This is a genomic window from Paenibacillus turicensis (assembly GCF_017873435.1).
GTDB classification, from domain to species: domain Bacteria; phylum Bacillota; class Bacilli; order Paenibacillales; family Paenibacillaceae; genus Fontibacillus; species Fontibacillus turicensis.
Genome location: NZ_JAGGKG010000006.1, coordinates 197,891 through 216,481 on the forward strand (window position 1 = coordinate 197,891; position 18,591 = coordinate 216,481).

General features: G+C 39.4%; 19 protein-coding genes. 4 read left to right on the forward strand and 15 right to left on the reverse strand.

The window, feature by feature from the left end; translation table 11 throughout:
* Positions 1 to 125: 125 nt before the first annotated feature.
* Entirely contained in the window at positions 126 to 1,916 is a 1,791-nt protein-coding gene (locus J2Z32_RS08490) for an ABC transporter substrate-binding protein (protein ID WP_210088723.1), read from the reverse strand.
* A gap of 110 nt (positions 1,917 to 2,026) precedes the next feature.
* On the opposite strand from J2Z32_RS08490, the gene J2Z32_RS08495 reads away from it, so the two are divergent.
* The gene (locus J2Z32_RS08495) at positions 2,027 to 3,265 is read left to right on the forward strand and encodes an MDR family MFS transporter (RefSeq protein ID WP_210088724.1); all 1,239 of its coding nucleotides are present in this window, start codon (positions 2,027 to 2,029) and stop codon (positions 3,263 to 3,265) included.
* A gap of 81 nt (positions 3,266 to 3,346) precedes the next feature.
* Here the strand turns inward: J2Z32_RS08495 and J2Z32_RS08500 are convergent, their stop codons facing one another.
* A complete protein-coding gene (locus J2Z32_RS08500; RefSeq protein ID WP_210088725.1) occupies positions 3,347 to 4,366 on the reverse strand; it encodes a YhcN/YlaJ family sporulation lipoprotein in 1,020 nt (339 codons plus the stop codon).
* A 173-nt stretch (positions 4,367 to 4,539) separates the two neighbouring features.
* Here J2Z32_RS08500 and J2Z32_RS08505 point away from each other — a divergent pair, with 173 nt between their 5' ends.
* A complete protein-coding gene (locus tag J2Z32_RS08505; RefSeq protein ID WP_210088726.1) occupies positions 4,540 to 5,472 on the forward strand; it encodes an NAD-dependent epimerase/dehydratase family protein in 933 nt (310 codons plus the stop codon).
* Positions 5,473 to 5,490: 18 nt separating this feature from the next.
* On the opposite strand, the gene J2Z32_RS08510 is transcribed toward J2Z32_RS08505, so the two are convergent.
* From J2Z32_RS08510 to J2Z32_RS08520, 3 genes are read right to left on the reverse strand one after another with little or no spacing between them, the layout of a single operon-like run.
* Positions 5,491 to 5,871: a hypothetical protein gene (locus J2Z32_RS08510; RefSeq protein WP_210088727.1), complete on the reverse strand. Its 381-nt coding sequence runs from the start codon at positions 5,869 to 5,871 to the stop codon at positions 5,491 to 5,493.
* 31 nt (positions 5,872 to 5,902) lie between these two features.
* On the reverse strand, positions 5,903 to 6,967 hold the full coding sequence (locus J2Z32_RS08515; RefSeq protein WP_210088728.1) for a glycosyltransferase: 1,065 nt from the start codon (positions 6,965 to 6,967) through the stop codon (positions 5,903 to 5,905).
* A gap of 17 nt (positions 6,968 to 6,984) precedes the next feature.
* On the reverse strand, positions 6,985 to 7,323 hold the full coding sequence (locus J2Z32_RS08520) for a hypothetical protein (protein ID WP_210088729.1): 339 nt from the start codon (positions 7,321 to 7,323) through the stop codon (positions 6,985 to 6,987).
* 177 nt (positions 7,324 to 7,500) lie between these two features.
* Here J2Z32_RS08520 and J2Z32_RS08525 point away from each other — a divergent pair, with 177 nt between their 5' ends.
* Positions 7,501 to 8,130, forward strand: a complete 630-nt coding sequence (locus J2Z32_RS08525) for a DUF1796 family putative cysteine peptidase (protein ID WP_210088730.1) — start codon at positions 7,501 to 7,503, stop codon at positions 8,128 to 8,130.
* 65 nt (positions 8,131 to 8,195) lie between these two features.
* Here J2Z32_RS08525 and J2Z32_RS08530 read toward each other — a convergent pair whose 3' ends face one another.
* From J2Z32_RS08530 to J2Z32_RS08575, 10 genes are read right to left on the reverse strand one after another with little or no spacing between them, the layout of a single operon-like run.
* Positions 8,196 to 8,363 (reverse strand): hypothetical protein, encoded by a 168-nt coding sequence (locus tag J2Z32_RS08530; RefSeq protein ID WP_210088731.1) that lies wholly within the window; start codon positions 8,361 to 8,363, stop codon positions 8,196 to 8,198.
* Positions 8,364 to 8,379: 16 nt separating this feature from the next.
* The gene (locus tag J2Z32_RS08535; protein ID WP_280921117.1) at positions 8,380 to 9,582 is read right to left on the reverse strand and encodes a glycosyltransferase family 4 protein; all 1,203 of its coding nucleotides are present in this window, start codon (positions 9,580 to 9,582) and stop codon (positions 8,380 to 8,382) included.
* A gap of 53 nt (positions 9,583 to 9,635) precedes the next feature.
* Positions 9,636 to 10,349 carry a glycosyltransferase gene (locus tag J2Z32_RS08540; protein ID WP_210088732.1) on the reverse strand — a complete coding sequence of 238 codons (714 nt, stop codon included), beginning with the start codon at positions 10,347 to 10,349 and terminating at the stop codon, positions 9,636 to 9,638.
* Positions 10,346 to 11,293: an NAD-dependent epimerase/dehydratase family protein gene (locus J2Z32_RS08545; protein ID WP_210088733.1), complete on the reverse strand. Its 948-nt coding sequence runs from the start codon at positions 11,291 to 11,293 to the stop codon at positions 10,346 to 10,348. The genes J2Z32_RS08540 and J2Z32_RS08545 overlap by 4 nt, the downstream gene beginning before the upstream one ends.
* Positions 11,254 to 12,102, reverse strand: a complete 849-nt coding sequence (locus tag J2Z32_RS08550; RefSeq protein WP_210088734.1) for a dTDP-4-dehydrorhamnose reductase family protein — start codon at positions 12,100 to 12,102, stop codon at positions 11,254 to 11,256. The genes J2Z32_RS08545 and J2Z32_RS08550 overlap by 40 nt, the downstream gene beginning before the upstream one ends.
* The gene (locus J2Z32_RS08555) at positions 12,099 to 13,085 is read right to left on the reverse strand and encodes a polysaccharide biosynthesis protein (RefSeq protein ID WP_210088735.1); all 987 of its coding nucleotides are present in this window, start codon (positions 13,083 to 13,085) and stop codon (positions 12,099 to 12,101) included. Before J2Z32_RS08555 ends, J2Z32_RS08550 begins: the two co-directional genes overlap by 4 nt.
* Positions 13,078 to 14,169 (reverse strand): non-hydrolyzing UDP-N-acetylglucosamine 2-epimerase, encoded by a 1,092-nt coding sequence (gene wecB / locus J2Z32_RS08560; RefSeq protein WP_210088736.1) that lies wholly within the window; start codon positions 14,167 to 14,169, stop codon positions 13,078 to 13,080. The genes J2Z32_RS08555 and wecB overlap by 8 nt, the downstream gene beginning before the upstream one ends.
* 35 nt (positions 14,170 to 14,204) lie before the next feature.
* Positions 14,205 to 15,701: a glycosyltransferase family 4 protein gene (locus J2Z32_RS08565; protein WP_210088737.1), complete on the reverse strand. Its 1,497-nt coding sequence runs from the start codon at positions 15,699 to 15,701 to the stop codon at positions 14,205 to 14,207.
* Positions 15,702 to 15,723: 22 nt separating this feature from the next.
* Complete coding sequence (locus J2Z32_RS08570; protein ID WP_210088751.1) at positions 15,724 to 16,833, reverse strand: CgeB family protein; 1,110 nt, start codon at positions 16,831 to 16,833, stop codon at positions 15,724 to 15,726.
* A gap of 56 nt (positions 16,834 to 16,889) precedes the next feature.
* Positions 16,890 to 17,975: a CgeB family protein gene (locus J2Z32_RS08575; RefSeq protein ID WP_425342987.1), complete on the reverse strand. Its 1,086-nt coding sequence runs from the start codon at positions 17,973 to 17,975 to the stop codon at positions 16,890 to 16,892.
* Between J2Z32_RS08575 and J2Z32_RS08580 the strand changes: the two genes are divergently transcribed.
* Positions 17,946 to 18,212 carry a hypothetical protein gene (locus tag J2Z32_RS08580; RefSeq protein ID WP_210088752.1) on the forward strand — a complete coding sequence of 89 codons (267 nt, stop codon included), beginning with the start codon at positions 17,946 to 17,948 and terminating at the stop codon, positions 18,210 to 18,212. The two genes, J2Z32_RS08575 and J2Z32_RS08580, sit on opposite strands and share 30 nt — an antisense overlap.
* Positions 18,213 to 18,591: the final 379 nt, after the last annotated feature.

Genomic DNA, 18,591 nt, shown 5'->3' on the forward strand with positions numbered 1-18,591 from the left:
CCAATTTCCATTGACAATCATATGTTTGATTCACATATACTGTCTTCTTTACAATAAGACATATTATTAAAAACAAACTGTAGCTAAAACAAAAGAAATTCTAAAGATTATTAGAATAGAGACTTTCAAGATGGCTTAACCCATAGCTTAGAAATATCAAGAAAGCCAAACGAGCTAGTATGCAGCCCTAGCAGGCTCTGATTTAATAACGCCGTGTTGTTAATATGATAGCCATGTAGCAACCAAGCATTTTTCTGAAGTACTTGTTCTGCCTTCACAAGTAAGGCGATTCGTGCTTCCTTCTCTAATTCCGAAAAGTGCTGTAACAAGCTATGTAGCTCATCTACTTGTTCAGGCAATAAAAAGCGATGTAAATAATTTGATTTGTTCCCGAAAAAATTCATCATCCCCCACTGCCAGTCATCCTCTAAAATCTCCTCAACCAAAACAATATGTGCTGACTCTAGCATAAGCTCTACTTTACAAGAAATCGTTGTATCTACTTGTGCATAATATTGTAGCTCAATATTTAAGCCAACTTGGGCTGCCCGACGCTTTAACCACTTCGCATCCTCATCATCCTTATGCAGCTTGTAGGCAAGGTTAATGGTTTCCCCTTGATAACCGCTACGCTTAAGCAATTGTGCTGCTAATGTTAAAGAAGGCTCACTCCATTCCCTTTCTTTACTTCTCCATGGAAGGAAGCTATCTGCGGGTGCAACACGAAAACCTCCCAGTTCCTTGACAATCGCCACCTGATCAAAAATGATTCTTAATGCCTGCCGAAAGAGAAGCTGATGCTGAATCCCCTCTATATGAAAGTTAAACAGCAAATACTTACAGCCCGAAGCTGTATAATGAAATCTTTTTGCCTCGTTCCCCTTCATAGGTAAATTCACTTTATTTTCCAAAGGGATTTCGTAATAACGTTCATTTGAGGGTGGATTTGCCACAAACCAAATATCAATTTCGTCCAAGTGAGGACGTAACCCATAATATTGTTCATAGGCATGAAGAATGAGCACATCTTGATTTAGCTCATATACACGAAAAGGACCTGTCCCGATTAAATTATCACTAAAATGATTAGCTTCAATATCGTAAGGCAAAATACTACTATTTACAGAGCTCAGCAAATGCAGAAAAAACAAATTTGGACGTTGAAGCTGAAACTGTACACACCGCTCGCCTTTTACAACGATCTCTTCAATATCTTTAAAGCTTTCCATAACCGAACTATTCACATCTAATAAGCGCTGAATCGTAAATTTAACATCTTGAGCAGTCATGACTTTGCCATGATGGAATTTTACACTTTTACGTAAATAAAACGTCCACAATGTGTAATCGTCATTATGCTCCCAGTTATGTGCTAATTCAGGCAGGAAATCATCACTTGTGGCATCATAAGTAATTAATGTATTGCAGATCTGCCCTACTAAATAAGCCTCAAACGCAGTATAAATAAATGCCGGATCAAGCTTCTCCAATTTACGTCCTTGCATCAACCTTAAAACATCCTGTTTGGAAGTCGTCTCCATCTCACTATGAAAACCCATTTTAACACTTAATGAGCTAAATAAACGTTGCTTCAGCCCCTCATTGCTCTCCCAACTACGCATAAACTCAATCGCTTCTTTTATTTTATTTTTAGCAATAAGCTCCTGAAAGCTACCTTCAATCACCTCTTCTACTTCTCTTAACAAAGTAAGCTGCGAGATATTCCCTCGTCCCCGCCCTGGCTTCCACTCAATAAAGCCACTCTCTTCAAGGCGTCGCAAAATAAATTTAACATTACGAGGTGTACAACATAAAGACTCCGAAAGCTGTTCAATCGTAATTGGAAACGGCTGATTTTTTTGCGGTACAGTCATCATTTTTGCTATATGTATAAAGTGGGTAGTATTTATATCCATTTCCTCACTCCTCTCAAAAGGTGAAATACTAAAAAAAATGTTACACTTTTAGTTCCCCCTTTTCCCTTTAAAATTATACACAAGTCATTTTGAAAATAGGAGTCTGCAATATGAAAAAACTAAAACACATTCATCCGTTAGCTTGGACCATTATTATTGGAACTATGTTTGGGCGACTCGTTACCTCAATGAGCATCCCCTTCCTATCCATTTATTTAACACAAACGCTTGGCGCTTCTCACGCCCAAACGGGGATTACTGTCGCAGTTAGCTCCTTAGCTGGCGTGTTAGTTAGCTTTTATGGCGGATACATTTCAGATATTTTTGGACGTAAGATTGTTATGCTTGTCTCTGTATTTGGTTGGGCTTGTGTTTTTGTTGGTTTTGCTATTTCAAATGAGCTGTGGGCATTTTTTGTTGTGAACACGTTAAATGGGTTATGTAGAGCTGTATTTGAACCCACCTCGCGTGCGTTGTTGTCTGATGTCACACCAGCAAAAGATCGTTTACTCGTATTTAATATGCGATACGCAGCGATCAATCTTGGTGTCGTGTTTGGACCTATTATTGGTCTACAGCTAGGGTCAGCGAAATCTACATTTCCTTTTCTAATTGCAGGTGTGGTTTATGTAGTTTATGGTATTGTCCTATTTATTCAATTTAGAAAACACGGTGCAAGCTTGTTAATGCAAGCAAATCAAACCGAACATGCCCAACATCACCACCAACGGCAGGCACCTTCTCTAAGGGAAGCTATAACAACAACAGCGCAAGATCGTGTCTTCTTGCCCGTTTTGTTAGGAACCATCTTTTGTGTGTTGGGTTATGGACACTTTGGGTCTACGCTTGCACAATATTTAGCATCTAACCCCAATTTACCAAATGGAGATCAAATTTATTCTTATATGCTATCATTAAACGCGGTGGCTGTGCTTGTTGTTCAATATCCTATTGTACGAAAAGCAAGCAAATTCCCACCTATTGTTCCATTAATATTAGGTAACATATGCGTGGCTTTTAGTATGCTTTTGTTTGGCTTAGATGGCGGCATATTGCTCCTTATGTTTGGAGTTGTCATCTTTACAATTGGCGAAGTACTTTTGTTCACGATGATGGATATGCTCATTGATGTCATTGCAAAGCCAGAATATAAGGGCACCTACTTTGGTACAATCGGTTTTAACAATTTAGGAAATGTGATGGCTCCTGTGTTAGGAGGGTTACTACTCGATCAATATGGAAATCATGGTCTTGCTGTATTTATCCCGCTTATGCTAACCACGATGTTGGGTTTACCTTTTCTAATCATTGCCCATAAAAGACTTAAAATCAGGCAATCCTCTACCTAGAAATAATTTCTTATCTGTAAACAAAAACAAGACTCATTTAAGCGATATCAAGCTTAATGAGTCTTATGTTGTTCTTACAAATTAACGAGTGCCGTTTTGATATCCCGAAGGATTTCTATCCATCATATCCATGTTGTTCATATTCATGTTGTTATTCATACGGTTGTTCATTCGATTGTTACGGTAATTATTTACGCCCATATCATTGTCACCATTGCCAAATGGGAAAATGCGATTAACAAGACGTTCAAAACCTGTCATTGTATCCTGAATCACACTTCCACCACGTGAATTTGTTGAATAACCTTCGACTTCATTCATGAAGCTTTCATCGCTAGAAATATACACGTTTTGTACAACCTTATTTGATCTTTTAATCAAACGAGTAATTTCATCACGCACATTTTGAGGCACTTGATCTTGATTCGTACCCATATTCATGTTGTTGTTATTCATATTGCTGCTTTTCATTCCCATACCTGTACCAGTACCGTTGTAGCTATTCATGCGAGAATTTCCGGCATTTCCTTTTCCCGTCATATCGTTCATCATGTTACGGCCTGTACCACCTATGTCATTAACGACATTACGTCCTGTATTTGCTACTCCACCTACTAGGTCACGGCCAGTATCAACTACACCTCTGCCAAGATCACGACCTGCCCGGCCAATATCCCCTGCAATGCTGTTGCCACCACGATTGCCATACATATTGTTCATATCTGTCGTACCATTTAAGCCATAGCTATTTATGTTACTACGATTGTAGCTATTGGTGCGGCTAGTGTTGTTATTTTCCATTAACCTAACAGCGACATATGCATCACGATCTGTTAACACGACATGTGCTGCTCTCACCCCTGGAAGCTTAGCAACCTGAGTGCTTAATGCACTGCTAAAGCGCATCGAGCCAATATGGTGATAACCAGCATTATAACGTCCAGCTTCATTTGTAGAATAAGGGCGCATATAGTTTTGATCATTTCTTACGTTTTGTGTACGAATATTGCTCTTCGCATTCATTCCACACCCTGTCATCCCCACAACACTTGTTAATAAAGCAGCAGATAAAGATAAACGAAGAAATTTACTTACGTTCATTGTCTCATCAGCCTTTCCTATTGGTTTATGAAATCATTATTTCGTCCTTAGGATGTCTGATTATCAATGAACACATACAGGAAAACATCACCGCCTCCTCCAAATGCCCAATCAACACAGGATATGTTTAACATAGGATATTTCATATGAAAATGAAGGGAGGAATACAGAAAATGAAACGAATTCTCGTCACAGGAGGGGCTGGGTTTATTGGATCACATCTTGTTTCAAGCCTAGTCCAGTTAGGATATGAGGTTCATGTCATGGATAATTTAAGCACGGGGGCAGCTCGGATGGTCCATCCAAAGGCTATACTACATGTTCATAATATTGCTCAATTTGATACAATTGAACTCATTAAAACGATACAACCTGAAATCATTTATCATTTAGCTGCACAAGCTGATGTACAATCATCAATTTTATTTCCAACCCATGATGCAGATACAAATATTCGTGGAACTTTGCATATTTTAGAGTACTGTCGGGAACATTGTAATACAACAAAAGTTATTTTTGCTTCAACCTCTGCTGTTTATGGACAATTGCAAAAAGAGTACATCACAGAGCATGATCCTACACATCCCATTTCTTTTTATGGATTATCAAAACTAACCGCTGAAGGATATATTAAGATGTATCATGATTTTTATAATATATCTTATACAATTTTGCGCTTTGCTAACGTATATGGTCCAGGACAAACTGCAAAGGGAGAAGGTGGCGTGATCGCGATCTTCATGGAGCGCTTATCAAAATCTCTTCCACTGCTCATTCATGGTGATGGAGAGCAAACCCGTGATTTTATATACGTTGACGACGTAGTGCAAGCATTAATAGCCGCCCACGAGAGAGGTGCCTCCCAAACTTTACATGTCAGTACCGCCAAAAAAACTTCTATTAATAAACTTGCCACCTTAGCCAATAACATTCACCAGCGTTACGGTGATATTGTTCCTATACTTCATTCCTCAACAAGAGAAGGCGATATTAAGCATAGTTGTTTATGTAATACTTCCATTTGTAAACACCTGAATTGGCAGGTACAATATCCAATTGAAAAGGGGCTTGAATTAACATACGCAACAAAACTAAACCCCCAATAAACTTGGGGGCTTTATTAATTACTCAATTGTTCCTGTTAGGAAGTAATCTCCATTAATTATGGCGCGTCCCTCCGCAGAGCGTACTGATAAATAGTACTGCTCTACACCTATGCTGCTATCCGTATCTGTTATAACCTCTTTATGTTTTGCTTGACCAAAACATGTTTCTAATGTCCAATATATAATAGGTCCCTCCACAGAACCACGTCTGATCATAATTTCTAGTTCTCCTGTATCCCATTCATTAGGTCTAGTCCATTCAATAATATATTGTAGCTTAATTTTATCACCTTGGCTGATTGGGCTTAAAGTTACAGAGGTTAATACTAGCTCATTTTCTCCAATCGAGATGGGACCATGCTCATATTTCCCTGCCCCCGTCCGGTGTTGATATTTCATTTAGGATTCCCCCAATAAAAATAAAATTTGGTTAAAGCGTATTAAGCATATGAATAAAAAGCTTGCAATACTTATCTACATTAAATGCATGGCACACGTGTTGATGTGCATTTACCCTGATACAATTTCTATATTCATAATCACCAATCAATTGACTTGCCTCTTTTACAGCTGTAGCTACTTGCCCTAACGGATATACTTTACCTGTTACATTGTGAATAACTGAGGAGGAAATTCCATCAGAACTAGAAGTCATGACAGGACAAAGACAACTCATTGCCTCTAACACTGACAGCGGCCCTCCCTCAACCTTAGACGTCAGACACACCAATCCACCTGAGTCCCCAATCATAGAATAATAGTATTGCATTTCCAGATTAGGAACATTCGAGAAAATATGAAGCGAAGGATGTAGATTAAGACTATAGACCATGTTCATTAGTGCATCTCTTTCCCCTGGCATCGCTAGATTTGCATCTTCATACATCCATAACACTAAGTTGGGAAAATGATCTTTTTTTAGCATATATGCAATCAAAATAAACTCTCTCCAATTTTTATTGTCTTCCAATCTACCTACCCAAGCCATAATTGGATTGCTAGGCTTCTCTAACACATGGTAAGTAAAAGAAGAGCTGTCAAAGCAATTGTTAAAGGAAAACTTAGGAATGTTCGGATATAATTCATTGAAAATTTCAGTGATATGTGGCGTATTGGGATTCAGTAGTGCAGCTGCATGCGTATTAATGGTTGAGCTTGCATTCCTTAACTGCTCTTGTGCAATTTCCTTAGAGCCATAACCTTGGATCTCAAGAATAAATTTGCCCGTATATCCTAATTTACGGAAGCGTTCAAAGCAGTAATGATCTGTTGTTGCTACAATAAAGTCATATTTTCCTTTTTCAAGAATATTTTTAATTTCATTATCATCGTTAGAAATATAGACTGGGATATCGCCATAATTTTGAACTCCCGCTCCCCAATTGTAATACAAACACTCTGCCTTAATTCCATATCTGCGTAACCCAAGGCAACGATTTCGATTTAATGTATCTACACCTCCACTTGGAACAAAAAAAACGAATAGTACGTTCACACCTGCACCCCCAGGTCTCAATAGTCTCTTTGCATCTGCTCCTGTGTATACACAGCTAACAATTGCCCTTGATTACGGCACCTTAAATTGATTACAGTTTCATAATAATTATTTGTATTTGTAATCACCATTAATTTAAAAAATATATATCCTGTTCTGATTCCTTGGATATTAATTGGTACTCCTGATGGTAAACCGTATAATCCCTGATAAAATACTCCCCCGGGTCCCACAACCATAATTAGTGCTTCATACGTTGACATTCCTATATTCATTAGCTCTACATCTATACTTTCGATATAAGGGGCATACAGGCAGCTAGGATCCTCCACCGTTTCAATCTGAAAAATAGACATGTCGTACCTCCCTCATCAAATTCTGACATATAACATAATATGCACATAGGCGTGTAGTGTAAGGGCACATCCAACCATTATACCTACCCATTTTTAAGATCGATGCGACCAATTATCCATACCAAATCTTAAAAACTAGCATTTACTATAGTATGGAATGAGAAAGGAGTTGATTGTATGAATTGGTCTGAGCTGAAAGGTACCTACGATGCAATATTTAGCTTAGGTGAGCTTTGTCTTACTTCCATTCAATTAGAGAAAAATGGTTTACGTCCTTATGCTGGACCCATAGATTGGATGGCGTCTTATGAGTTAAAGGATGTCAATCGGTTAATCCAAAATCGCTTTAAAGGATTTATGGATCTGGAGCATCTTAGTGTGGAAAATAAGGCAAGTGATAAATTATATTTAGTGAAAGAGAACTGTTACAACATTTTTTCCAATCATGATTTTTATACGCATAAAAACTCATCAACTCATTTGGCCAGCTATCCTGAGGTTAAAGTAAAATATGATCGAAGAATTCACCGTTTTCTTGAAAAGATGATGACTAGCCATAAAATATTGTTTGTACGTGTCGGTGGGTCAATGGAGGATGTCGCTGCTTTGCAGGAAACGCTCTCTAATCTAGTTGTAAATGACTTTAGTATTTTGTTAATAAACCATGCTCCTGTAGACCAACCAACGGAAGTGGCTTGCGAATTAAATAAAGTTTGTCATTTTCATTTCCCGGAATTCGACATTTGGCGAAGTAATGATCATTGGTGGACTCAGCTATTAAGTGAAATTTATTTATTGGATGAATAAAACTAAAAAAGAGTGCTAAAGGGGACTGCCTCCAAAAGTTATCTTTTCGAGAGCAGTCCCTTGCTTTATTGCTTTGTTATGTTTAAAACTTCATGATCTGGCAATTGATAATGATCTGGTAATGAGGAAAAAATTTGATTCCATACCATGTAATCTACCTGTAATTCTGGTGTAGAAATTTGTGAGCTGAAAATTCGATTATACAAATCACAAATAACGAACGGACCCTCCATATTCTTATCTCCTCTACTATACATTTATGAGACTAGAATAGACGTTTAATAACCGATGAATCATGTTCTCCATAGACCAATGCTCTTGTGCCCATACCTTCGCATTGTTGCCTATGGCAGCTCTAAGTTCATCTTGCGCTAGTAGTAAATGTAGGTGTTGAGATAATGTAACAAAATCCTGTACCGGTGACACTAAGCCAGTTACGCCATGCTCCACCATCTCTGGCAGCCCACCTGCCGAGGAAACGCAAACTGCTAAACCTGCCATCTGCGCTTCCATAACAGAAAAAGGTTGATTATCCTGTAAACAAGAATGCACAAATATATCAGACTTCATTAGCATAGCAGGCACATCCTGTCGTTCCCCCAAAAATAACACGTCATTTTGCAAACCTAAGTTAACAACCTGCTGCTCAAGGTCCTCTCTTTTATTTCCATCACCCACAATCCAGCAAACCCAATCCTGACGTTGTGCCTTTAATAAACCTAATGCTGAAATTAATACATCAATTCCTTTCACAAACACAAGACGTGCAGGGCAGATGATTACCTTTTTGCCAACCGGCTTTTGTATCTCACAAGGAAGTGAGGCTTCATTCCAAAATTTTTGTTGGTCTAACCCATACTGGAATACTTGAACTCTTTCTTCTGGAACATGAAGCTCATGAACAAGCTTATTTTTTTGCCATTGATTAGCCGTAATGACCGGATATGCGGATAACGAAGCATAATACTCAAGACTAGGGAAATATTTCCACGCATCACTTTGCTGGTTAATCCCTAATTCAGGATTTAAATTAAAATGATTATGGAATTCCTGAGTAACTGAACCATGAAAATGTGATAGTAATGGCTTATTTTTGGGTTTCACTCTTGCAAGTGATCTAGCTGAAAAAATGTCCTGTGCATGAATAACGTCATACTCATCAAGTCCAAAATAAGCAGCAGATAGCTCCAGCATATAGCGATCACGTTCATAAAAATCAATAAAAGGATCTACACTAATTTTTGAGCTTACATTTGCTCCCAGCTTCGCTTCTAACATGGGCTTTAAATGCTCTTTTGATAACTCTTTTTTATTGTAGATAATAAACTTTGAATAATCCGAACTATTTCCTAATATGTCCACCTCATGCCCCATCGCCTCGAGATAGTGCTTAATATCATTCATGAATTTCCATACTCCACCAACGTGAGGAATCAACCAATAGGTCGCCATTAAAATTTTTATAAGGATTCCCTCCCATCCTGCGACTCCTTAGCAATTTAATGTTAATAGTTTGATGTGCTAATTAGCCTTAGTAGCGCCTCACGATTGTTTTGCTGTAAAAAATTCAATTCCCTTAAAACCTCTGCATTATGCACTAGCGTTCCCATTTCATGATGCCAACGATACCCTGTGAGCGGTTCATCTAAAAATGGCATATGAAAGCCCGCTAATAAGACCCGATACCAAAAATCTAAATCTTGCGTATATTTTAAGCCTTCATTAAATAAACCAATTTGATTAAAGACATCCCTCGTAAACATCACCGTACAACCATTCACTGGATTCGCCTGTAAGAAAATAGAGTAAAATTGAGCTACGGAATAGTTTGGTGAAACGTTATATTGTGTAATGTGTCCTTCGGAATTTAAATAATGGAAATTAGTATGGGAAATATGTGCATGTTGCTCTATCATAAATCGAACTTGATGCTCTATTTTATCTCTATAAAATAAATCATCAGAGCTTAGCCAAGCGATATATTGACCTGAAGAAAATTGAATGCCGTGATTAAGGGCTGAGGCAGTGCCTCCATTGGCTTTCCCAAGATAATGAATATACGGCAAATAGGGCTGGATTAAATGCTGATTTCTCGTGGAGCCATCATCTACAACAATAATCTCAACGGGACTATAGGATTGATTTAGTACACTTTCAATCGCTATATTCACATAGGCGCAATTATAAAACGGAATAACCACACTTACTGTTGGATTCATTTTACCCCTCCTCGTGTTCTGAAATCATCAATAATATCCTGTAAAGACTGTGCTAACGGGATACGCGGCGTCCAGCCTAAGTTACGAATAAAGGATGGCTGCGGGAAATTTTGAACCGCTTTAGTTCCCTCTTTATTTCCCCAAAAGATAGGAATCTGATAATCGGTCATCCCCAGCATTAACTTAGCAATTTCCTCTAAGGTTCGCGTTTTTCCTGAGCTGACCCCATATTCTTCCCCACTTTTTCCATGTAACAGTAAAAATGCATATCCAGCCACTGCATCACGCACATCTAAAAAGTCACGTTCATCCCCGCGGGAGGAAATTTGAAAGGGCGGTACCTCTATGCCTTGCTCATAAGACACAATATATTTTCCTAGTAAGGAGCAAAAACCTGTTGAGGGGCCAGGCCCAATTAAATTGCTTGGCTCTACCACAACTACATCTTGCTGGAACCAACGGTGCCAACACAACACTGCCATCTTTTGCAAGCCTTTACTAAGTCCATACGGATGAGCAGATTGATGAATACGACTTAAATCTCCCGAAAGCGACGAGCCAGCCACTAACACTCGACTTTCAGGAATCGATCTTAACGCATCCAGCAGATGGAACGTATATTGCACATTGGTCTGCATATAAATAAGCGGATTATCCCATGACTCTGGTACAGAATTTTTACCACCTAGATGTAATACATATCTAGGTTTTATTTCTTTCATTAAAGCACGTAGACCTTCAAGATCTCCAAGATCACAAAAAATATAATGAATATTGGATTGGATATTTTGGGGGATACCCGTCGTATTTATAGGCTTGCGAACTAGTGCAAATACCTGCATACCTAGCTCACCCGCAAAATAGTTACACGCATGACCTCCGGTAAAACCGGAGGCCCCTGTAATTAATATCGTTTTGCTGCTAAGGAAGTTTTGCGCATCCATGCCTCCAACTCCTTTAGCATTTCGAAATACGATGGTGTGTCATGGCTCCAATCTGTGCGTGTTGAGACAAGTGTACGGTCAAGAATAGGTGTATCACTTGGTGTAATCGTAACATGGCCTCGTTGCCATATTTTTTGAAACAAAACTAACAAATCATGCTTACTGATAGGAATTGGATGACAAAGATGAATAAGTCCGGACAAGGAGGAGCTTAGTAATTGATCGATGACTTTCGCTAGCTCTAGTGTCGTGACGCCATTCCATAATACGTTGCGATAGCCAGACACCTCACCTGTAGCATTCATAAACCAATGCATTAACCCTATCCCATTATTTTTAAGCTCAGGTCCAATAATTGAAGTACGAATGGTAAGATGTCCTCGTTGCTTCACTTCCCCTAAAGCCTTTGTTTTAGCATAGACACTTATACCATCAGGTTCATCCAGCTCTGTGTAGCTTCCTTTTGTTCCTTCAAATACACAATCAGAGCTAATATGGATAAGGCGTGCCCGAATTCGATCCGCAAGCTTTTCTACATAATGTGGAAAGAGTCCATTAATATAATAGGCTTCATGAATATTCATAGCCGCAAACTGGTTCAGAATCCCAATTGCATTGATGATAACATCCGGTCTAACGGCATCAATTACTTTTTCCGTTGCCACAGCATCAGCTACATCTAAAAACAAGCCGTGCGAATCGTCTTCATTCCGGGTTGTATAATAACAAGTATGACGGCCTTGCTGCTGAAAATATTGCACCAGCATATGACCTGCCATACCTCCCCCACCCAGAATTAACAGTTTCATAATAAGAACCCCCCACGTCGGAGAATATCTTTAATTTCTGATTTATTCATTAAGTTCTGATGGGAGCTAAAGCTAGTGAAGGTTACTTTTTGATGATTTTGATAATGCTCTTTAAGATTAGGAATATCAATCGTTGGTAAAATGACTAAATAATGATCATCATAAACAACGGTTGTGATACTTTCGTAATCACTCATCAATATTTCATGTATTTTTTCCCCTGGACGAATGCCACGCTCCACGATATTTACATTTTCAACTGCTGAATCCTCAATTAACACCTCTGCCAAATCTACGATTTTGCACGTTGGCATCATCATGACAAAGATTTCTCCCCCTATACTTTCAATCGCTGCCTTAAATAATAAGGAGATTGCATCGTGTAAAGTAAGGAAAAAGCGTGTCATGTTGTAATCCGTAATGGAAACTTCCCCTTTTTTACGAATCTGATCGCGGAATAAATGAACAACACTTCCATTCGTACCAAGCACATTCCCCCCACGAACAGTCACAAAGGAGGTTTTACTGCCTAACAAATTAGCATATACAATTAGTTTTTCGCCAATCGCCTTTGTCATGCCATAAAAATTGGATGGATTTGCTGCTTTATCAGTAGAAATATAAATGACCTTTTTAACGTTATTTTCAATTGCAGCCTCAATAACGTGTTGCGTGCCAATTACGTTTGTTTTTAACGCTTCATAAGGCTGATCCTCGCACACAGGCACATGCTTAAGTGCAGCCAAATGAAATACATAGTCCACGCCTTGGCACGCTACTGTTAATGCCTCTTTATCACGAATGTCACCAATGCAGAAGCTTAATCTAGCATCCTCAAACTGGCGACTCATTGCGACTTGAGTTGATTCATTACGCGAATAAATAATGATCTTCTTTGGGTTGAAAGGTAGTAATTGTGTTACTAATTCATGTCCCCATGAACCCGTTCCCCCGGTTACTAATATTACTTTATTTTCAAACATGCCGTTTCCCTCCAAGCAAAAATTTGACAACCGTCTCTGATACATTTGCAGTAAGGTATCCTGTGGGTACTTCCCAATTTTTGTCCATTTTGCTCATCACTAAGCAAGCTCTTGCAATACTAGCTGCATCTATACCAGATACGATGTTACTGCCACAATCTACCGTCTCCGGTCGTTCTGTTGTATTACGAATTGTCACTGTAGGCACATGCATAATGCAGCATTCTTCCTGAACAGTACCGCTATCGCTTAATGTCATTTCGGCATGACGTTCTAGCTTCACAAAGTCAAAAAAGCCAAATGGTTCATAAAATTCAACAAGTGGATGCATCTGGAGCTGTTCATGGTCAGCAAGTTTGGAGCGAGTGCGAGGATGTATGCTGCAAATGAGTCTACGACCACTTTGTTCTGCTACCAGGTTAAGTCCCTTCATGATTTCTGCTAAGGAATGTGGATGATCTACATTTTCTGAGCGATGTACAGTAACAAGATAATAAGAACGTTCCTCTAACCCAAGCTGCTCCAAAATCATCCGGCTTGTAATTTGCTCCTCATAAAACTGCATAACCTCATAAATTGGATTTCCTGTTAGTACAATCCGAGAAGAATGAATTCCCTCCGCCTCTAAATGCTTTTTGCTTTGTGATGTATATGGCATATTTATAGAAGAAATTGCATCAATAATTTTCCGGTTTTTTTCCTCAGGTACATTTAAGTCGAAGCAACGATTCCCCGCTTCCATATGAACAACCTCAATCCCCATCCGTTCAGCCAAAATAGCACAAAGTGCACTATTGGTATCGCCCAACAGAAGAATACGATCAGGCTGCTCCTTCCACAAAATTTGTTCCATTTGGGTAAACATCGCAGCAATTTGCCCCCCAAATGAAGCTTGCTTATCTTGCAGCACATAATCAGGTGATCTTACCCCAAGCTCCTTGAAAAAAATATCGCTTAAGCTCTCCGTAAAATTCTGACCTGTATGCACAAGCACATGCCCATCCGCGTATTGATCCAGTAAAGGAATAATACGACTTAATCGAATGATTTCAGGACGTGTGCCCAGTATTGTCATGATTTTCACGTTCTCACTCCCCATTTCTAACCGCGATGTCTCATCTATTTTTTTCTTTTTTTGGAGCGACGCTTCGATATAACCTTCTTAGTTCTTTTAATGTTTGGCTTTATTTTTTTAATCTTGCGACTGCTTCGGTTTAGGCTTCGGTTTAGGCTTTTTCTTCCTTTCCCCTTAAGTTTTCTTCCTTTTTTTGAGATTTTTCTACGAGTTATTTTTGACTTTTTAGTACGAACTGAGCTTGGTGAGGATCTTCGACGAGTTATAGTTTTGGTTGCTTCTGTTACAACAGAGGTAGGTGGTGAGATCGGTGTGCCTATATTGTTAATTTTTTCCTGATTTAAGTGAATCGCTTCGCCACTTAGATTTGAAATTGTCGCAACTAAAGCGTGTAATTGATGTTCATAATTTTGTGGGCCAAAAATAAGATTTACCTTTTCTTGGTTACTTTTTCCGATTTCCTTTGCCATATTAGGTGCTTCAACTAAGCTTGATATTTTAGCCTGTAGCTGCTTTTTATCTCCAACTCCAACCAAGTATTCACTAGAGCTGGTATTTTCTAAAATTTCACGTAATCCCCCTGCTGCATAGCTCACGACAGGTTTACCCACAATCATAGCTTCCATCGCCGTCATCCCAAAGCCCTCACTTAACAAGCTAGGTACAACGACAATATCCATGCCGCAATAGGCTGTTTCGATGGCGTCTTCATAATCAATAAAAATAAATTTCCCAACACATTCCGCTTCTCTAATTTTCCGTTTTAGTTGACGATAAAATTTCCGATCTAGTTCGCCACCAATAACTATAAATTTTAGGTTTTTATATTTTCTGTTCAATTCTATTGCAGCTTCAATAAAATGCTCTGGACCTTTCTGTGCAATTAAAAAGGAAGAAACATAACCAATGACCGTCTGGCCCTCTTTAATTCCCCATTCTTTTCGTTTGGTAATTCGAGCAGTGTCCCATCGTTCAGGATGATATTCGTATTGCTCCCAAGAGGGGTATAACAAGCTTACTTTGGATGGTGCTGTCCCCATTCGATATGGAGACAACACCGCTTCCGAAATCCCTACAATATGATCGCTATATTTCTGTACTAAGCCTACTGTTAAATGACGAAATGCTTGCTCTGGCACGGTCTCCGTAATATGCCATATGACAGGGATACCGAGGTGCTTCGCCATCATAGCAGGCACAACATTAACACACGTATTCACAAATACATAGTCACAGTTTTCCTCTTGCAAAAACGATAATATTGCTTTGCCATCAAAACTATAAGCAAGCATTTCCGCCTTCGCCTGTAAGCCTTCGAATGGCGCACACATTTCGTATAATAATGGGTTATAGAGCTGTTTTGTGCGTATTCCAGAGGCTCTCGCCATCTGTGCAAGCTTTCCCTCCAGCGGAACAACCAGCACACATTCGAAATAGGCATTTAGTTTTCTAGCAAGAAATAATAGCAGTTTTTCTGCACCTGTCATATTTCTTGCGTTACATACATGGGAGAACAAGATCATCTTTTTCCTATCTGACATGAACATTCACCTGCACTCTCATTTAGCCAAATATAGCCCGAAGCATTTCATCTATGCGATGTGCATACGTATGCTCGTTATAAGTTCTTTCCAATGCACGAAGTGCAATTTCTCTTCGCTCATTTTCGTGTGCCAAATAAAAATTAACCTTATCCATCAGTTCCTCTGGAGAACTAAAGGTTTCAATCTCTTGCCCTGGAGTATAAAATTGTGCTAAATCATCTCTGGCATCTACAAGCTGCAGTGTACCACAAGCCGCGATCTCAAATGTTCTCGGGTTAGGCGATACGCCAACAATGCCGAGACCATTTTGGTTAACAGACTCATCAAAAGGAGAACGGTGTAAATTAAGCACAATTTTACTTCCACTATAGGCTTCGGATGTCTCTTCTGGTCCCATCCACTTGCCGATTTCAATTTGATTTGGATATTGAGAAAACTCAGGCAGACGATCCCACCAAATTCCGTTAATGTGAGTTCCCTTTTCCATCAGACTACCAATAACAGGTTGTAAAAAGCTGATACGATTCCAATACGCAGAACCAATAAAGCTAACGTTGCGGCGAACCGCAGATTGTGAAATGGTAGGGTGGAAATGAGCATTGTAGGCGGCAAAGGGTAGGTAATGAACTTGACTGGCGCCTTGTGAGCGATAGAGCTCAACGCAATTGCGTTCTAATGTAAAGATGTGATCAAAATGAACGGCCATGCCTAAGGTAACATCTGTATAATAAGGATCGTCTGTTAACCAAACTGCTGTGCGAATTCCTAAGGCCCGAATTCCATCTACTTGATCAAGTGGAAGCCCCATTCCATCTAGAGCAATGACTACATCAGGACGTGTGGAGCTTGCTAATTCTAAGAGAGGGGCACTAGGATCAACGACAGTCACTTCAGCTACCATAGAATGAAGTGTAGCTATGATTGCCTCATCGATTGGGGAATATGGAAATCCCTTACCTGAATTAATGTAAAGCACTTTAACTGGACGAACGGGAAACACTTCTCTTGGTCTGCTTATAATTTCATTAGCACGCCCTCTTAAATATCCCTCTTCAAAACCATCCTGCAATCCTTTGTCAAATCCAGTACGTCTTGGATCATTAATCCCATAACTTACATAAGGATTCATTATAGGATTCGCTTGTTGATTCAACATATTGTCACTCCTCATCCTGTTGTTATTTCCTATAGTGCAATACTCAGCAGAGAAGAAACTCTGCTCACATATGTGTGATTTTGATATGTCGTCCATAAAGAACGCCATGCCATTTCTACTCGTTCATTCTCATGCTCCAAATAATAGGTAATTTTGCTTTGTAGCTCTTCTACACTTCCAAAAGTGCCAATATCGTATTCTGGTGTATAATACTTACTTAGATCTCCACGTACATCTGTAAGTTGACATGTGCCACAAGCATTAATTTCGTAAGTCCTAGGATTAATTGAACCGCCTTGCCATTCCATTACGTTATGATTGTCTTGCCCAAAGGCAGTAGGGCGATGAAGGTTAATGACAATTTTAGCTCCATTATAGTAACGAACAGTTTCCTCTACTGGAATCCAGCCATGTGAAACAAATTTAGCTAGTTCACTCCCCTCCTGAAGTCGATCCCAATGTCCTCCTGCAATGAATACCTTCTTATCCTGCAAAAAAGGAGCTAAGGACTGGAACAGCTCAATACGATTCCAAAATGCATTGCCAATAAAACAAACGTCATACTGATAACCCGAAGCAACTTCAACAGGTTTAAACATGTTAGGATTTACGCCAAGCGGCAAGTAGTGAACCCTTTTACAGCCAAGCCGCTTATATTGCTCCACACATTGCTCTTCATGTGTGAACACAAGATCATAATGTAAGCTTAGGCCAGAGGTATACTCGGAGAAATAAGGATCATCCACAAACCAAACTGCGGTTAATATCCCCATCGCTCTAAGCTGGTCGATTTGTGCAGTATGATCTGCCGGGAAAACGTGTAAGGCGTTCATCACTAGCACTAAATCAGGTCGATGATTAATTGCGTCCATAAGCATAGACTCAGGTGAGGTCACAATACATTCACTTACGATCGTGTGTAGTGCTTGATGAATGCCTCCATCAATGGCTTCAAAGCCCTGAGTAACATATAAGATGCGAGCTTTACGTTTCGTAAATGACGGCCTAGAGATGCGTTGCAGTATTGCCTGACATCCTCCAATACGATATCCCTGCTGATATCCCCCCAGATAATCACGATCAGAATGAAGCTCCAGCTCCGTTACATTCTCCAAGGTCATTCATCCTTTTCTTCTGTGAATTTTCTAGGTCTATCCATTCCAAATGGATTTCTATATAAATATATGCTTGCGGTACACGTGCATCATGGACGACTACCCTATAGGTTCATAAATTGGCTAATGCCTGTGGTGGAGGGAATGAAGCTCTCCGAGGGGAATGTATTTGAATTTTTGAAGCATCGTTCCGTTTTGCAGGAAGTTCCCATCGCGCTTAAAAGTGGATTTCATTGAATATCTGTAATGGGAGAAATCCACTTTTTAAATGCGACCGCTCCGCTTGTCCACTTTCCTCCAAAACTCTCACTGTAGTGTTTCAATGTCGACTCAAATACATTAAATTCGGAGTGCTTCATTCTACATTGCGCATAAAAAAGAAGTGGCTTGTGGGTTTGTTTTCCCACAAGCTTGATTTAGCTATGAAGCGGTGTTCCGTTTTTGAAGGAAGTTCCCATCGCGCTTAAAAGTGGATTTCATTGATTGTATGTAATGGGAGAAATCCACTTTTTAAATGCGATCGCTCCGCTTGTCCACTTTCCTCCAAAACTCTCACTGTAGTGTTTCAATGTCGACTCAAATACATTAAATTCGGAGTGCTTCATTCTACATTGCG

What these genes read in the sequence shown, in the direction of transcription:
- J2Z32_RS08490 (WP_210088723.1), bottom strand. Translation starts at nt 1,916, where the DNA reads ATGGATATAAATACTACCCACTTTATACATATAGCAAAAATGATGACT.
- J2Z32_RS08495 (WP_210088724.1), top strand. Translation starts at nt 2,027, where the DNA reads ATGAAAAAACTAAAACACATTCATCCGTTAGCTTGGACCATTATTATT.
- J2Z32_RS08500 (WP_210088725.1), bottom strand. Translation starts at nt 4,366, where the DNA reads ATGAACGTAAGTAAATTTCTTCGTTTATCTTTATCTGCTGCTTTATTA.
- J2Z32_RS08505 (WP_210088726.1), top strand. Translation starts at nt 4,540, where the DNA reads ATGAAACGAATTCTCGTCACAGGAGGGGCTGGGTTTATTGGATCACAT.
- J2Z32_RS08510 (WP_210088727.1), bottom strand. Translation starts at nt 5,871, where the DNA reads ATGAAATATCAACACCGGACGGGGGCAGGGAAATATGAGCATGGTCCC.
- J2Z32_RS08520 (WP_210088729.1), bottom strand. Translation starts at nt 7,323, where the DNA reads ATGTCTATTTTTCAGATTGAAACGGTGGAGGATCCTAGCTGCCTGTAT.
- J2Z32_RS08525 (WP_210088730.1), top strand. Translation starts at nt 7,501, where the DNA reads ATGAATTGGTCTGAGCTGAAAGGTACCTACGATGCAATATTTAGCTTA.
- J2Z32_RS08530 (WP_210088731.1), bottom strand. Translation starts at nt 8,363, where the DNA reads ATGGAGGGTCCGTTCGTTATTTGTGATTTGTATAATCGAATTTTCAGC.
- J2Z32_RS08535 (WP_280921117.1), bottom strand. Translation starts at nt 9,582, where the DNA reads ATGGCGACCTATTGGTTGATTCCTCACGTTGGTGGAGTATGGAAATTC.
- J2Z32_RS08540 (WP_210088732.1), bottom strand. Translation starts at nt 10,349, where the DNA reads ATGAATCCAACAGTAAGTGTGGTTATTCCGTTTTATAATTGCGCCTAT.
- J2Z32_RS08545 (WP_210088733.1), bottom strand. Translation starts at nt 11,293, where the DNA reads ATGGATGCGCAAAACTTCCTTAGCAGCAAAACGATATTAATTACAGGG.
- J2Z32_RS08550 (WP_210088734.1), bottom strand. Translation starts at nt 12,102, where the DNA reads ATGAAACTGTTAATTCTGGGTGGGGGAGGTATGGCAGGTCATATGCTG.
- J2Z32_RS08555 (WP_210088735.1), bottom strand. Translation starts at nt 13,085, where the DNA reads ATGTTTGAAAATAAAGTAATATTAGTAACCGGGGGAACGGGTTCATGG.
- J2Z32_RS08565 (WP_210088737.1), bottom strand. Translation starts at nt 15,701, where the DNA reads ATGTCAGATAGGAAAAAGATGATCTTGTTCTCCCATGTATGTAACGCA.
- J2Z32_RS08570 (WP_210088751.1), bottom strand. Translation starts at nt 16,833, where the DNA reads ATGAATCCTTATGTAAGTTATGGGATTAATGATCCAAGACGTACTGGA.
- J2Z32_RS08580 (WP_210088752.1), top strand. Translation starts at nt 17,946, where the DNA reads ATGAAGCTCCAGCTCCGTTACATTCTCCAAGGTCATTCATCCTTTTCT.